This window comes from Bermanella marisrubri, assembly GCF_012295615.1.
In the GTDB taxonomy this organism is placed as follows: Bacteria; Pseudomonadota; Gammaproteobacteria; order Pseudomonadales; family Oceanobacteraceae; genus Bermanella; species Bermanella marisrubri.
Genome location: NZ_CP051183.1, coordinates 1,991,608 through 2,006,321, shown reverse-complemented (window position 1 = coordinate 2,006,321; position 14,714 = coordinate 1,991,608). Strand labels below are relative to the sequence as shown.

Sequence of the window (14,714 nt, the reverse complement as noted above, 5' to 3'; positions counted from 1 at the left end):
TTATTTGTCGTGGAAGTTTTCACACGCATACAGCGTGTTTTCCATCAGGGTGGCGACGGTCATTGGTCCAACGCCACCTGGTACCGGCGTGATGTAACTGGCTTTGCTGGCGGCTGTATCAAAGTCTAAATCACCGGCAAGCTTGCCATTCTCTAATCGATTCATAGCCACGTCGATAACGATGGCGCCCGGTTTTATCCATTCCGAATTCACAATTCCACGTTTACCTATAGCTACCACCAGTAGATCCGCTTGACTAACGTGATGTTCAAGGTCTTCCGTAAAGCGGTGGCAAACCGTCGTAGTAGCACCTGCCAGAAGCAATTCCATGCACATTGGACGACCTACGATGTTGGATGCTCCAACGATGACGGCATGCTTGCCTTTCACATTCAAATCATAGTGCTTTAGCAGCGTCATAATACCAGCAGGTGTACATGAGCGCAGAACAGGAATACGTTGTGATAAGCGACCAACGTTGTAAGGGTGGAAGCCATCCACGTCTTTTGTTGGGTCAATTCTTTCAAGAATTTTCGTGCTATCAATGTGTTTAGGTAAGGGAAGCTGAACGAGGATACCATCAACGGAATCGTCTTGGTTTAGAGAATCAATGAGCGCTAGTAGATCATCTTCTTTGGTATCTGAAGGTAGGTCATGCGCAACACTTTCAATACCGATCGCTGCACAGGCTTGACGTTTTTTGCCGACGTAAACTTCACTGGCAGGGTCGCTGCCCACTAAAACTACTGCAAGACCTGGCGCACGTTTGCCTTGTTCAACGCGTTGTGCAATTTGATCTGCTACTTGTTGTTTGAGGGAGGCGCTTACCGCTAAGCCATCAATGAGCGTTGCCGTCATGTTTTACCTGTTGCATACGAATTGAGGAAAAGAATCGCGCAATTTTCGCATGGTTCGCTTGGAATACAAAGCAAAGCGTAAAAAACATGGAACTTCTTGTTTTATATAAAAAAATTTAAAAAAACGGTTGACGCATAAGGCTCTCATCCGTAATATGCGCATCCACTTGGTGAGCACTACCCACCAAGTCGCAGCCAAGCTTTTATCCGGTTGCATGGCATAAGCCAATGGCTGAGCCAATAGGCGAAGCGCCCGTAGCTCAATCGGATAGAGCATCGGCCTTCTAAGCCGAGGGTTACAGGTTCGATTCCTGTCGGGCGCGCCAACCCTTGGTGAGAGAGTAGTGATAGTGGTGACTGTAGCTCAGTTGGTAGAGCGCAGGATTGTGATTCCTGTGGTCGAGGGTTCGATCCCCTTCAGTCACCCCATTTGCGGAAGTGGTGAAATTGGTAGACACGCCAGATTTAGGTTCTGGTGCCGTAAGGTGTGAGAGTTCGAGTCTCTCCTTCCGCACCATTTCTTGTCCAGCCAACCCTGTGTTGAAGGGCAAAGAAGTCAGAGCTACCTTATAGATCAGACGAAAGTCGATCGTCCCTTGTTGTGCGGGGGTGGTGAAATTGGTAGACACGCCAGATTTAGGTTCTGGTGCCGTAAGGTGTGAGAGTTCGAGTCTCTCCCTCCGCACCATTTACTCCTTCTGAGTAAGTGAATTTTCTAACAAAAGCTTATCGAGCTATTTTCTGTTTAATTTCATTTTAAAAATCAAATTCGCTGACGTCCTTGTCACTATAGTTATTTATTTTGAAGTCTTTTCAGTAAGCTAGATGTATCTAGTTGGCCATGTCCAGACTGCTGTAATTCTCCATAGAGTTGATCCACCATGGCGGTAGAGGGTAAAGAGGTGTTCATCTTCTTTGCCTCTTTTAGGCAAATTTCCAGATCTTTACGCATATGGTCCACCGCGAACCCAAAGTCGTATTGGTCTTCTAGCATAGTTTGATAGCGGTTTTGTAATTGCCAAGAGCTTGCGGCACCTGAGCCAACCACTTTCATGACTTTTTCCATATCAAGCCCAGCTTGTTGGCCAAAGTGAATGCCTTCAGCAAGGGCTTCAATGAGGCCGGCGACACAAATTTGATTGACCATTTTGGTGAGTTGGCCGCTTCCAATAGGGCCCATATGGGTAAAGGATTTGCTATAGGCCTGTGTGATCCCTTGTGCGCGTTCAGCTGCTAAGGCTTGGCCTCCGCACATGATGGTGAGCTGGCCACTTATTGCACCTTGTTCGCCACCAGATACGGGTGCGTCTACATAATCTACCTGTTTTTCTAAGAGTTTTGCTTGCATCTCACAAGCTAGTTCGGCCGAGGTGGTGGTGTGGTCGATTACGAGCGTGCCAGGTTTTAAGTTGCTGTACAGGCTATCTTTCCCGGTAAGGGTGTTGCGTACGTCTTCATCGTTCCCGATACAAAGAATTATGATTTCGCTATGTTTCCCGCAATCGGTAAGGCTGTTTGCGATGGTGCATTGTTCAAAATTGCGCTTAAAGTCTTCTGATTTGCTTGGGCTGCGGTTGAATACTTCTAGCTGATGATTGGCTTGAACTAAATGTTTGGCCATTGGATAGCCCATTTTTCCAAGTCCGATAAAGCTGATGTTCATGTCTATTTCCTTTTTATTTGATTGCTCTTGAATAATAAAAAGACATAAAAAAAGCCGCTAAAAAGCGGCTTTTTTCGATCGGAAGAATTACTTCTTCGGATAATCGCGTTTTGCATAGCCAGTGTAAAGCTGACGTGGACGCGCAATACGATAATCGTTTGCAAGCATTTCGTTCCAGTGTGCAATCCAACCTGGAGTACGACCAGTGGCAAAGATAACAGTAAACAATTCTGTTGGAATGCCGATGGCTTTCAGGATGATGCCAGAGTAGAAGTCTACGTTTGGATACAGACCGCGAGACTTGAAGTATTCGTCTTCAAGTGCGATTTTTTCCAGTTTCATAGCCATCTTAAGTTGTGGATCGTCTTCAAGACCTAGCTCAGCAAGTACTTCATCACAGGTCTTTTTCATGACAGTGGCACGAGGGTCGTAGCTCTTATAAACGCGGTGACCGAAGCCCATTAGACGGAATGGATCATTCTTGTCTTTGGCTTTTGCTAGGTATTTGTCGATTTGAGTTTCGTCACCGATCTCATCAAGCATGCGAAGTACAGCTTCGTTTGCACCGCCGTGAGCAGGGCCCCAAAGTGCAGCAATACCAGATGCGATACATGCGTATGGGTTGGCGCCAGTAGAGCCAGCCATACGTACAGTTGATGTGGAGGCGTTTTGTTCGTGATCTGCGTGCAACAGGAAGATTTTATCCATTGCGCGAGCAAGTACTGGGTTAACTTCTTTCTCTTCGCATGGTGTGTTGAACATCATGTGCAGGAAGTTTTCAGAGTAACCTAGGTCGTTACGAGGATACATAAACGGCTGGCCAATGTTGTACTTGTAAACCATGGCGGCCAGAGTTGGCATCTTGGCGATCAGGCGATGTGCTGCAATTTCACGATGACGTGCATCGTTGATGTCTAAAGAGTCGTGATAGAAAGCAGATAGAGCACCAACTACACCAATCATGACGGCCATTGGGTGGGCATCACGACGGAAACCTTTAAAAAATTGTGCTAGTTGCTCGTGAACCATTGTATGGTGAGTAATGGTGTTAACGAATTTATCTTTTTCTTCTTGGGTTGGAAGTTCGCCGTGTAAAAGTAGGTAAGATGTTTCTAGGAAGTCAGAGTTTTCGGCGAGTTGTTCGATGGGGTAGCCGCGGTGAAGGAGAATACCAGCGCCACCATCAATATATGTAATCTTTGATTCGCAAGAGGCGGTAGATACAAAACCAGGATCGTAAGTGAATTTGCCTTTTGCCACTAAGCTACGGACGTCGATTACGTCGGGGCCAACTGTACCCTCATAAACGGGAAGTTCTAGGGCTTCGTCTAAACCGTCAACCGTTAACTTCGCTTTTTTGTCAGCCATGAATGGCCTCCTATCTGCTATGTTCTGATACCCGAGTTCTGTAGAACCCTTTCTAATTGTCTGAGTCAAAATGTGACTCTGTACCGTTGCAAAGACGGCCAACTATAGAGCCAAAATAGCGATTGTCAATTCTTGACCATGCTATCTCGACCATCGTCTACTTATTTTGGCTAAAGAATGATCTATTATTAGTAATTGAGAGTAAATCACTGCAATTACTTGTTTAAAGCATAGGTGCTTGTTTGTATTTGACAAACTCTATGTCTATAATTCGGCGCGTTTGCGAAGGCACTAGAAAGGCGCGTAAGTGCGCATTTTCTAAAGGAAAAATGCACAGTTTTCGTGCCGAACGATAATCGCGCGCTTTATTTTGAAGCGACAGAGAGAGTGTAGAGAACCGTGAATCAACAACGACCAAAAAATCTTGATCTATCAACGATCAGTTTTCCTCTTCCTGCATTAACCTCGATTACCCACCGTATTGCTGGCGTAATTTTGTTTGTAGGTGTGATCTTTTTATTGTGTGTCCTAAGCGACTCATTGCAGTCTGCCCAGGGTTTTGCACAAGCTAAACAGTCAATGACGACTGGCTTTGGCAGTTTTATAACCTGGGGTCTTCTTTCGGCTCTTGCCTACCACTTTGTAGCGGGTATCAAACACCTGGTTATGGATTTCGGTATTGGTGAAACCAAAGAAGGCGGAAAGTTGGGTGCAATCATTACCATCGTATTGGCTGCTCTTCTAATCGTACTTGCAGGAGTTTGGGTATGGGCGTAAGCGTTACTAACTTCAGTCGCAGTGGTTTGTCTGACTGGCTGATTCAGCGTGTATCAGCAGTTATCTTGGCGCTATACACTGTTTTCATTGTTGGCTTTTTGTTGGCTAACCCTGATCTAGATTATGCTCAGTGGAAAGAGTTCTTCTCTTCAAATGCTGTGCGTATCTTTAGCTTGCTAGCATTGATTTCGACAGTTGCTCACGCATGGATCGGTATGTGGACAGTTGCAACTGACTATTTTAAACCCGTCTCCATCCGCTTTGTTTTTCAAGTAGCGTGTTTCTTAGCATTGTTTGTCTACTTGGTTTGGGGCATTGAGATTATTTGGGGTGTATAAGTAATGGCCAATAAAATCCGTACAATGAGTTTTGACGCCATCGTAATCGGTGGTGGTGGTGCTGGTATGCGTGCTGCGCTCCAGCTTACTGAGGCTGGAATTAAAACCGCATGTGTCACCAAGGTTTTTCCAACTCGTTCTCACACAGTTTCTGCACAGGGCGGTATCACTTGTGCAATCGCTTCTGACGATCCTAATGATGATTGGCGTTGGCACATGTATGACACCGTTAAAGGTTCCGACTACATCGGCGACCAAGACGCGATCGAATACATGTGTAAAGTTGGTCCACAAGCGGTATTCGAGCTAGACCACATGGGTCTTCCGTTCTCTCGTACCGAAGAAGGTCGTATCTACCAGCGTCCTTTCGGTGGTCAGTCTAAGAATTTCGGTGAAGGTGGTCAGGCTGCGCGTACTTGTGCTGCGGCAGACCGTACTGGTCACGCACTGCTTCACGCGTTGTACCAAGGTAACCTGAAAGGCGGTACTACTTTCCTTAATGAGTGGTATGCCGTTGATCTCGTTAAAAACGAAAACGATCAGATCGCTGGTGCTATCTCTATTTGTATCGAGACCGGTGAAGTCGTATACATCAAAGCGAAAGCCACTGTGCTTGCAACAGGTGGTGCGGGTCGTATCTATCAATCTACGACAAACGCTTTGATCAATACGGGTGACGGTATGGGTATGGCTCTACGCGCAGGCGTGCCAGCTCAAGATATGGAAATGTGGCAGTTCCACCCAACAGGTATTCACGGTGCCGGTACTCTGGTAACAGAAGGTTGTCGTGGTGAGGGTGGTTACCTAATCAATAAAGACGGCGAACGCTTCATGGAACGCTATGCTCCAAACGCCAAAGACCTTGCTGGTCGTGACGTTGTAGCACGCTCCATGGTTATGGAAATTCTTGAAGGCCGTGGCTGTGGTCCTGAGGGCGATCACGTGTTCTTGAAGCTTGATCACTTAGGCGAAGAAACACTAAACGCTAAACTACCTGGTATCCTTGAGCTTTCTCGTACATTTGCTCACGTGGATCCAGTTAAAGCGCCGATCCCTGTAGTACCAACTTGTCACTATATGATGGGTGGTGTTCCGACAAACATCGGCGGCCAAGCGATCACTATCGACGAGAACGGCAACGATAAGATCGTTGACGGTCTATACGCAGCGGGTGAAGCCGCTTGTGTATCTGTACACGGTGCAAACCGTCTTGGTGGTAACTCACTACTTGACCTTGTTGTATTTGGTCGTGCTTGTGGTTTACAAATCGAGCAGAGCTTCAAGGAAGGCTTTGATAGCGTTGATGCACGCGACGAAGATATCGAGCGCGCAATGGCCCGTCTTGAGCGTCTAAATAATTCAACTTCTGGTGAGAAAGTAGCGGAAGTTCGTGCAGACCTACAAAAAACCATGCAGCTTTACTTCGGTGTATTCCGTGAAGGTGAAGCGATGCAGAAAGGTTTAGATATGCTAAAAGAGATCGGCGAACGCGTTAAGAACGTACACTTAGAAGATAAGTCGGACGCCTTTAACACTGCTCGTATCGAAGCTCTTGAGCTTGAGAACCTATACGAAGTAGCGCTTGCAACTGCGATTGCTGCTGAAGAGCGTAAAGAGTCTCGTGGTGCCCATGCTCGTAACGACTTTACTGAGCGTGATGACGAAAACTGGTTATGTCACTCATTGTACTTCCCGCAAACCAAGACTATCGGCAAGCGTGCCGTTAACTTTGCGCCGAAGACAATGGACCCGTTCCCACCTAAAGAACGTAAATATTAAGAGTGGGGGAGAGAGAATATGTTAGTTAGCGTATATCGTTACAATCCAGAAAAAGACTCTGCGCCTTACATGCAGGACTACGAAGTAGATATTCCTGAAGGCAAAGATTTGATGGTTCTTGATGTTTTGAACTTGATCAAAGAACAAGATCCATCAATCGCTTACCGTCGCTCATGCCGTGAAGGTGTGTGTGGTTCAGACGGTATGAACATCTCAGGTAAGAACGGCCTAGCCTGTATTACACCGATTTCGGAAGGTGCAAAAGGCAATAAGCTGGTTCTTCGTCCATTGCCAGGTCTACCGGTTATCCGTGACCTCGTGATCGACATGAGTTTGTTCTACCAACAGTTCGAGAAGGTGAAGCCATTCCTGCAGAATAATACACCTGCTCCAGCTATCGAGCGTTTGCAGTCTCCAGAAGACCGCGCCAAGCTAGATGGTCTGTACGAGTGTATCCTATGTGCATGTTGTTCTACCTCTTGTCCTTCATTCTGGTGGAATCCCGATAAATTTATCGGGCCAGCTGGCTTGTTGCAGGCGTACCGCTTCTTGGCGGATAGTCGAGACACAGCCACTCAAGATCGACTCGCTGATCTTGATGACCCATTCAGCGTATTCCGCTGCCGGGGCATCATGAACTGTGTGAATGTATGTCCAAAAGGGTTGAACCCAACTCGTGCAATTGGTCATATCCGCAGCATGTTATTGTCGCGTGAGATCTAAACAATAAAGGGGCTTTTTAGCCCCTTTATTGATGCAACACCTTGCAGTAAAAAATGCGTCTTACAAGGATGCTAAAAAAAATTAGAACAAAACAGGCCTGCTAGCATCATATTTGCTAGGCTAATACTAAGCACTATGCGGGAAACGGGTTACCCCCGTTCTGAATGTCTAACTTCAGTCTCTATCCGAGCGTCCATTCAATTATGGGGAAGTTAGCCAAACAGAAATCCCATATGTTGAATTAAGGTGGTTTAATCATGCACGAAGGCTCGATGGAGCAGCTATGGAGCACCTCCCAGTTAGCAGGGGGAAATGTTGCTTACATAGAGGAGTTATACGAACTCTATTTGACGGATCCAAATTCCGTACCCGAACAGTGGCGAAATTACTTTGGCACCTTGCCAAGGGTTGAGGGTGGTAACACCAACGATACGCCGCATACCCCCATTAAAGAGCAGTTTTTACTGATCGCCCAAAATCAGCGCAGGCTTGGATCGACAACGCAAGCCCAGGTAAGCAGTGGCTATGATCAAAAACAACTGCGTGTTTTCCAGCTCATCAATGCCTACCGCTTCCGCGGCCATCAGCACGCCAAGCTAGACCCGCTAGGTATCATGGAGCGAGAGCAAGTTCCTGATCTTGATTTACGTTATCACGAACTTTCCGAAGCCGACATGGACAGCGTGTTCCAGACCGGTTCTCTATTCATGGGCAAAGAAGAAGCGACCCTATCTGAAATTCGTGATGCACTAGAAGAAACCTATTGTCAGTCTATCGGCGCTGAATTCATGCACATTGTTGATACGGCCGAAAAACGCTGGTTCCAACAACGCATTGAAAGCGTGCGCGCCAAACCCGATTACGGCGAAGAAGCCAAAACCCATTTGCTTGAGCGATTGACTGCAGCAGAGGGGCTAGAGAAATTCCTAGGTTCAAAATATCCAGGTGTAAAACGCTTTGGTCTTGAGGGCGGCGAAACGCTTATCCCGTTGATGGATGAATTAATTCAGCGTGTAGGAACCTATGGTGCCAAAGAAGTAGTGATCGGTATGGCGCACCGTGGACGCTTGAACGTATTGGTTAACACTCTGGGTAAAGCGCCTGGTGATTTATTTGACGAATTTGATGGTAAAGCGACGTTCGATCATTCTGGTGACGTTAAATATCACCAAGGTTTCTCATCAAATGTATTAACGCCAGGTGGCGAAGTACACTTGGCTCTGGCCTTTAACCCAAGTCACTTAGAAATTGTTTCTCCTGTAGTTGAGGGTTCTGTGCGTGCTCGTCAGGATCGTCGTAATGATCCAGTGGGTGACACGGTCGTTCCTGTGAACATCCATGGCGATTCAGCATTTGCTGGTCAGGGTGTTGTAATGGAAACATTGCAGATGTCCCAGACTCGTGGTTACAAAACGGGTGGTACGATACACATAGTTGTAAACAATCAGGTTGGCTTTACTACCAGTAAGCGTGAGGATGTTCGTTCAACTGAATACTGTACTGACGTTGCCAAGATGGTTCAGGCACCGATTCTTCACGTTAATGGTGATGATCCAGAAGCTGTTTTATTTGTTACTCAGCTTGCTGTTGATTATCGCAATGAATTCAAAAAAGACGTTGTTATTGATTTGGTTTGTTATCGCCGTCGTGGCCATAACGAAGCGGACGAGCCATCTGCTACGCAGCCACTGATGTACAGTGTTATTAAGAAACAGCCAACGACTCGAACTCTTTACGCCAAAACACTGCAAGATAGCGGAGTGGTAAGCGAAGATCACATCAAAAAGATGGAGTCAGATTACCGCGATGCGCTGGAATCAGGTAAGCATGTCGTAAAAAGCCTAGTGACTAAGCCAAATTCGCAATTGTTTGTCGATTGGTCGCCTTATTTAGGCCACGATAATTCAACGACGGCCAGCACTAAATTTGACCTCAAGCGACTACAAGAGTTAGCGAACAAGGCTCAGGAGGTTCCAGAAGGCTTCCAAGTTCAGCGTCAAGTAAACAAAATTCTAGAAGACCGTCGTAAAATGGCCGCTGGCGCACAACCCATTAACTGGGGTTTTGCTGAAACCATGGCTTATGCAACTTTGTTAGATGAAGGTTACCCAATTCGTTTGACTGGCCAAGACGTAGGTCGTGGTACGTTCTCTCACCGTCACGCGGTGATGCACAACCAAAAAGACGGCTCTTCATACTGTTCATTGCAAAGCCTGAAAGAAGACCAGCCTACATTCACCATTCACGATTCACTTCTTTCTGAAGAAGCGGTTTTGGGTTTTGAATATGGTTACGCAACAACAACGCCAAACATGCTAGTGATTTGGGAGGCACAATTTGGTGATTTCGCCAATGGTGCCCAAGTTGTTATGGACCAGTTTATTTCCAGTGGTGAGCATAAGTGGGGTCGTTTGTGCGGCCTAACGCAACTGCTACCGCATGGCTACGAAGGGCAGGGTCCTGAACACAGTTCTGCTCGTTTAGAGCGTTACTTGCAGTTATGTGCCGAGCACAACATGCAGGTCTGCGTACCAACGACACCTTCTCAAATCTTCCACTTGTTGCGTCGCCAGGTGATTCGTCCATTGCGTAAACCGCTAGTGGTTATGTCACCAAAGAGCTTGCTTCGTCACAAGCAAGCGGTAAGTACGTTGGAAGATTTAGCTGAAGGGGAATTCCAAACCATCCTTCCTGAAACCGAGGAGCTGAATCCAAAAGATGTAACGCGCCTCGTATTCTGTAGCGGTAAAGTTTATTACGACCTAGTGGATCGTCGCCGTACGGAAGAAATGAATAATGTAGCGATTATTCGCATCGAACAATTGTATCCATTCCCAGAAGAAGAGCTTTATGCTGCTATTTCTGAGTACAGTAACGTGAAAGAAGTTATGTGGTGCCAAGAAGAGCCGATGAACCAAGGTGCTTGGTACAGCTCGCAACACCATATGCGTCGTGTAACACATCGACTAAATCCTAATTTGTATTTGGATTATGCAGGTCGACAACCGTCAGCAGCACCGGCGGCAGGTTATATGGCTCTTCACTTAGAGCAACAAGAACAATTGATTAAAGATGCGTTAGGACTATAAGTCCAATTTAAGGAATTTAGGAAACTGTTATGAGTACTGAAATTAAAGCCCCTGTTTTCCCTGAGTCTGTTGCAGATGGCACCATTGCCACTTGGCACAAACAACCTGGCGAACAAGTGAGTCGTGACGAATTGTTGGTAGACATTGAAACCGACAAGGTTGTATTGGAAGTCGTTGCGCAAAACGATGGTGTATTAAAAGAAATTATTAAAGCGGAAGGCGACACTGTATTAAGTTCAGAAGTTGTCGGTATTTTCGAAGAAGGCGCAACAGGTTCAGCAGGTGGTTCAAAAGATGAAGCTCCTGCCGCCAAAGAAGAGACGGCACAAGAAGCCGACGAAGACGACCTGAAAGTTAACCCAGCGGCGCGCAAGCTTGCTGAGGAAAAAGGCGTTCAGCTGTCTGCAGTAAAAGCCACAGGTAAAGACGGCCGTATTACTAAAGAAGACGTTCTAAATCACATTAAAGCGGAAAAAGAAGCACCAGCAGCGGCGCCGGCTCCAAAAGCTGAGTCGGCTCCCGCACCAGCGTCAGCACCTTCAATGCCAAGCTTCAATGCAGGCGAGCGTGCAGAGAAACGTGTTCCTATGACACGTCTACGCGCCACCATCGCTAAGCGTTTGGTTTCAGCTCAGCAAAACGCTGCAATGCTAACCACGTACAACGAAGTGGACATGAAAGCGGTGATGGAGCTGCGTTCTCAATACAAAGATATGTTTGAGAAGAAACACGATGGTGTACGTCTTGGTTTCATGGGCTTCTTTGTTAAAGCCGCAACCGAAGCACTAAAACGCTTCCCATCAGTAAATGCTTCTATCGATGGCAATGACATTGTTTATCATGGTTACCAAGATATTGGTGTTGCTGTTTCCACAGATAAAGGTTTGGTTGTGCCGGTGCTTCGTGATGTTGATGCCATGGGCTTGGCTGACATTGAAGGCGGTATCGTTGATTACGCTAAGAAAGCAAAGCAAGGCAAATTAGGCATTGAAGAAATGCAAGGCGGTACTTTCACAATCACAAATGGTGGTGTGTTTGGCTCATTGATGTCGACGCCAATTTTGAATCCACCGCAAACCGCAATCTTGGGTATGCATAAAATCCAAGAGCGACCAATGGCGATCAATGGTCAGGTTGAGATCCGTCCGATGATGTATTTGGCGCTGTCTTATGATCACCGTATGATCGATGGTAAAGAAGCGGTTCAGTTCCTAGTAACCATTAAAGAGTTGCTAGAAGACCCTGCACGTATCTTGTTAGACGTTTAAAGATTGAGTGTTGTTGTAAGGGTTAATTTCTAGAAAACAAATTTGAGGAAATCTCATGTCAGATAAATTTGACGTTATCGTAATTGGTGGTGGTCCTGGTGGTTATGTTGCAGCCATTCGCTGTGCGCAGTTGGGCCTAAAAACCGCGTGTATCGATAAATGGTTAGATGAAGAAGGAAAAGGAGTATTCGGTGGTACTTGCCTTAACGTTGGCTGTATTCCGTCTAAAGCATTATTAGACTCTTCCCACAAGTATGAAGAAGCAAAAGAGCATTACGACGTTCATGGAATTGATGTGAAAGACATCTCTATGGACGTAAGCAAAATGCTTGAGCGTAAAAAAGGAATTGTTAAACAGTTAACGCAAGGTGTTCGTGGTTTATTCCAATCTAATGGTGTGACCCCCTACGAAGGTCTAGGTAAATTGTTAGCGGGTAAGAAGGTAGAATTTACTAACCACGCTGGCAAAACAGAAACACTGGAAGCTGAAAATATTATTATTGCAACGGGTTCAGTACCGGTTGAAATTCCGCCAGCACCTCTGCAGGATGACATCATTGTTGATTCAACTGGCGCGCTAGAATTTACCGAAGTGCCAGAGCGTTTAGGTGTAATCGGTGCAGGTGTTATCGGCCTAGAACTAGGCAGTGTTTGGAATCGTTTAGGTTCAAAAGTAACGGTGCTAGAAGCTCAAGATAAGTTCTTACACCTTGTAGACCAGCAAGTCGCTAAAGAAGCGGCTAAGCAATTTAAAAAGCAAGGCATGGACGTTTTACTAGGTGCTCGTGTTACTGGTACTGAAGTAAAAGGCAAAGAAGTCACGGTTAATTACACAGATTCCGAAGGCGAGCAAAGCATCACCTTTGATAAATTAATCGTTGCCGTGGGTCGTCGTCCTTACACTGAAAACTTATTCTCAGCAGACACTGGCGTTAGCCTAGACGAACGTGGCTTCGTATTCGTTGATGATCAGTGCGGAACTGAAGCGCCAGGCGTATGGGCAATCGGTGACGTAGTTCGCGGACCAATGCTTGCTCACAAAGCATCTGAAGAAGGTGTGATGGTTGCCGAGCGCATCGCCGGCGAAAAAGCGCAAGTGAATTACGAGTGCATTCCATCTGTGATTTACACGCACCCAGAAATCGCTTGGGTGGGTAAGAGCGAAGATGAATTGAAAGCGGCTGGTGAAAAATACAATGTCGGTAGCTTCCCATTTGCGGCTAACGGTCGTGCAATGGCAGCGAATGACACAGGCGGTTTTGTGAAAATTATTGCGGACGCAGAAACCGATCGCATCTTAGGTGCCAGTGTCATTGGTCCAAGTGCAGGTGACTTGTGTCAGCAAGTAGTTATTGCCATGGAATTTGGTTCAAGTGCAGAAGACTTAGGCATGATGGTGTTCTCGCACCCAACCTTGTCTGAGTCAGTGCACGAAGCAGCGTTAGGTGTAAACAACCACGCGATTCATAAGGCGAATCGTAAGCGCCGCTAGTCGTCGCAAAAGAGTAAGCTGATTTTTTGATCAGCTTACTCTTGGCTCAAAGTCCAACCATGTGCAGTACTAATAATGGTGTCTTTCGTTTACGGTTTTTGTTATAACAAAAGTCTATATACAAGATACTGAGTACTAAATTAATTCGACTAGTATTCGGTATTAATCCTTAAGATAGCACAAGGGGTTCTCATGAATTTACATGAATACCAGGCTAAGCAGCTGTTCGCGGCCTATGGTTTACCTGTTTCAGAAGGCGTAGTGGCAACCACCGCCCAAGAAGCAGAACAAGCCGCCGATAAGATTCCCGGCGACAAATGGGTAGTTAAAGCACAAGTACATGCTGGCGGACGTGGTAAAGCTGGCGGTGTGAAATTGGTGTCGAGCAAACAAGAAATCGCAGATTTTGCTCAAAGCTGGTTAGGTAAAAACCTTGTAACCTATCAAACTGACGAAAACGGTCAGCCTGTTAATCAAATCCTCGTAGAATCCTGTACTGATATTGACCAAGAATTGTACTTGGGTGCGGTAGTCGACCGTGGTACACGTCGTGTTGTATTTATGGCATCCACCGAAGGCGGCGTTGAAATTGAAAAAGTCGCTGAAGAAACCCCTGAAAAAATTCTAAAAGCGGAAATTGATCCGTTAACCGGTGCTCAGCCATATCAAGCACGGGAAATCGCATTCAAGTTGGGCTTGAAAGACAAGCAAATCAAACAGTTCACACAAATCTTTTTAGGTTTGAGCAAACTGTTCTTCGACAAGGACTTAGCATTGCTCGAAGTAAACCCATTGGTCATCACCAAAGACGGTGATCTTCACTGTCTTGATGCCAAGATCAACGTAGATAGTAACGCGCTATATGCACACAAAGATATTCAAGCCATGCACGACCCATCACAAGAAGATGGTCGCGAAGCGGAAGCTGCCAAGTGGGATCTTAACTACGTAGCCCTAGACGGTAACATCGGTTGTATGGTGAATGGTGCCGGTCTAGCCATGGGCACAATGGATATCATCAAGCTAAGCGGTGGTGATCCAGCTAACTTCCTTGATGTAGGTGGCGGTGCAACAAAAGAACGTGTTGCAGAAGCGTTCAAAATCATCCTAAGCGATGACAATGTCAAAGCCGTATTAGTAAACATTTTTGGTGGTATCGTACGTTGTGACATGATCGCCGAAGGTATTATCGGCGCAGTAAAAGAAGTGGGCGTAAAAGTGCCAGTGGTTGTGCGTTTAGAAGGTAACAACGCAGAACTCGGTTCAAAAGTACTGGCGGAAAGTGGTTTAGATATTATCGCCGCCGAAAGCTTAACCGATGCCGCTCAACAAGTGGTAAAAGCAGCAGGAGGTAAATAAC

Annotated in this window: 11 protein-coding genes and 4 tRNA genes; 12 read left to right on the top strand and 3 right to left on the bottom strand. The window is 46.2% G+C overall.

Annotated features, from left to right (window positions below):
- A complete protein-coding gene (folD, locus tag HF888_RS09245; RefSeq protein WP_007017035.1) occupies window positions 1-858 on the bottom strand; it encodes a bifunctional methylenetetrahydrofolate dehydrogenase/methenyltetrahydrofolate cyclohydrolase FolD in 858 nt (285 codons plus the stop codon).
- 248 nt (window positions 859-1,106) lie between these two features.
- Here folD and HF888_RS09240 point away from each other — a divergent pair.
- From HF888_RS09240 to HF888_RS09225, 4 genes are all read left to right on the top strand, one after another.
- Window positions 1,107-1,183, top strand: a tRNA-Arg gene (locus HF888_RS09240).
- Window positions 1,184-1,210: 27 nt separating this feature from the next.
- Window positions 1,211-1,286: transfer RNA gene (locus HF888_RS09235), tRNA-His, on the top strand.
- A 3-nt stretch (window positions 1,287-1,289) separates the two neighbouring features.
- A tRNA-Leu gene (locus HF888_RS09230) sits at window positions 1,290-1,374 on the top strand.
- 86 nt (window positions 1,375-1,460) lie between these two features.
- Window positions 1,461-1,545: transfer RNA gene (locus tag HF888_RS09225), tRNA-Leu, on the top strand.
- Between the two features lie 105 nt (window positions 1,546-1,650).
- On the opposite strand, the gene HF888_RS09220 is transcribed toward HF888_RS09225, so the two are convergent.
- Window positions 1,651-2,520 (bottom strand): NAD(P)-dependent oxidoreductase, encoded by an 870-nt coding sequence (locus HF888_RS09220; protein ID WP_007017033.1) that lies wholly within the window; start codon window positions 2,518-2,520, stop codon window positions 1,651-1,653.
- A gap of 87 nt (window positions 2,521-2,607) precedes the next feature.
- A complete protein-coding gene (gene gltA, locus HF888_RS09215) occupies window positions 2,608-3,888 on the bottom strand; it encodes a citrate synthase (protein WP_007017032.1) in 1,281 nt (426 codons plus the stop codon).
- Window positions 3,889-4,287: 399 nt separating this feature from the next.
- Between gltA and sdhC the strand changes: the two genes are divergently transcribed.
- The 8 genes from sdhC (at window position 4,288) to sucC (ending at window position 14,713) form a co-directional block, all read left to right on the top strand.
- Window positions 4,288-4,665, top strand: coding sequence for a succinate dehydrogenase, cytochrome b556 subunit (sdhC, locus tag HF888_RS09210; RefSeq protein ID WP_007017031.1), 378 nt, complete (start codon window positions 4,288-4,290; stop codon window positions 4,663-4,665).
- Complete coding sequence (gene sdhD, locus HF888_RS09205; RefSeq protein WP_007017030.1) at window positions 4,656-5,003, top strand: succinate dehydrogenase, hydrophobic membrane anchor protein; 348 nt, start codon at window positions 4,656-4,658, stop codon at window positions 5,001-5,003. Before sdhC ends, sdhD begins: the two co-directional genes overlap by 10 nt.
- 3 nt (window positions 5,004-5,006) lie before the next feature.
- Complete coding sequence (gene sdhA, locus HF888_RS09200; protein ID WP_007017029.1) at window positions 5,007-6,782, top strand: succinate dehydrogenase flavoprotein subunit; 1,776 nt, start codon at window positions 5,007-5,009, stop codon at window positions 6,780-6,782.
- Window positions 6,783-6,800: 18 nt separating this feature from the next.
- Window positions 6,801-7,505, top strand: coding sequence for a succinate dehydrogenase iron-sulfur subunit (locus HF888_RS09195; RefSeq protein ID WP_007017028.1), 705 nt, complete (start codon window positions 6,801-6,803; stop codon window positions 7,503-7,505).
- 257 nt (window positions 7,506-7,762) lie between these two features.
- Window positions 7,763-10,594, top strand: a complete 2,832-nt coding sequence (locus tag HF888_RS09190) for a 2-oxoglutarate dehydrogenase E1 component (protein ID WP_007017027.1) — start codon at window positions 7,763-7,765, stop codon at window positions 10,592-10,594.
- A gap of 29 nt (window positions 10,595-10,623) precedes the next feature.
- Entirely contained in the window at window positions 10,624-11,862 is a 1,239-nt protein-coding gene (odhB, locus tag HF888_RS09185) for a 2-oxoglutarate dehydrogenase complex dihydrolipoyllysine-residue succinyltransferase (protein WP_007017026.1), read from the top strand.
- 55 nt (window positions 11,863-11,917) lie between these two features.
- Window positions 11,918-13,354, top strand: coding sequence for a dihydrolipoyl dehydrogenase (gene lpdA, locus HF888_RS09180; protein ID WP_007017025.1), 1,437 nt, complete (start codon window positions 11,918-11,920; stop codon window positions 13,352-13,354).
- A gap of 192 nt (window positions 13,355-13,546) precedes the next feature.
- Entirely contained in the window at window positions 13,547-14,713 is a 1,167-nt protein-coding gene (sucC, locus tag HF888_RS09175; RefSeq protein WP_007017024.1) for an ADP-forming succinate--CoA ligase subunit beta, read from the top strand.
- Window position 14,714 lies beyond the last annotated feature (1 nt).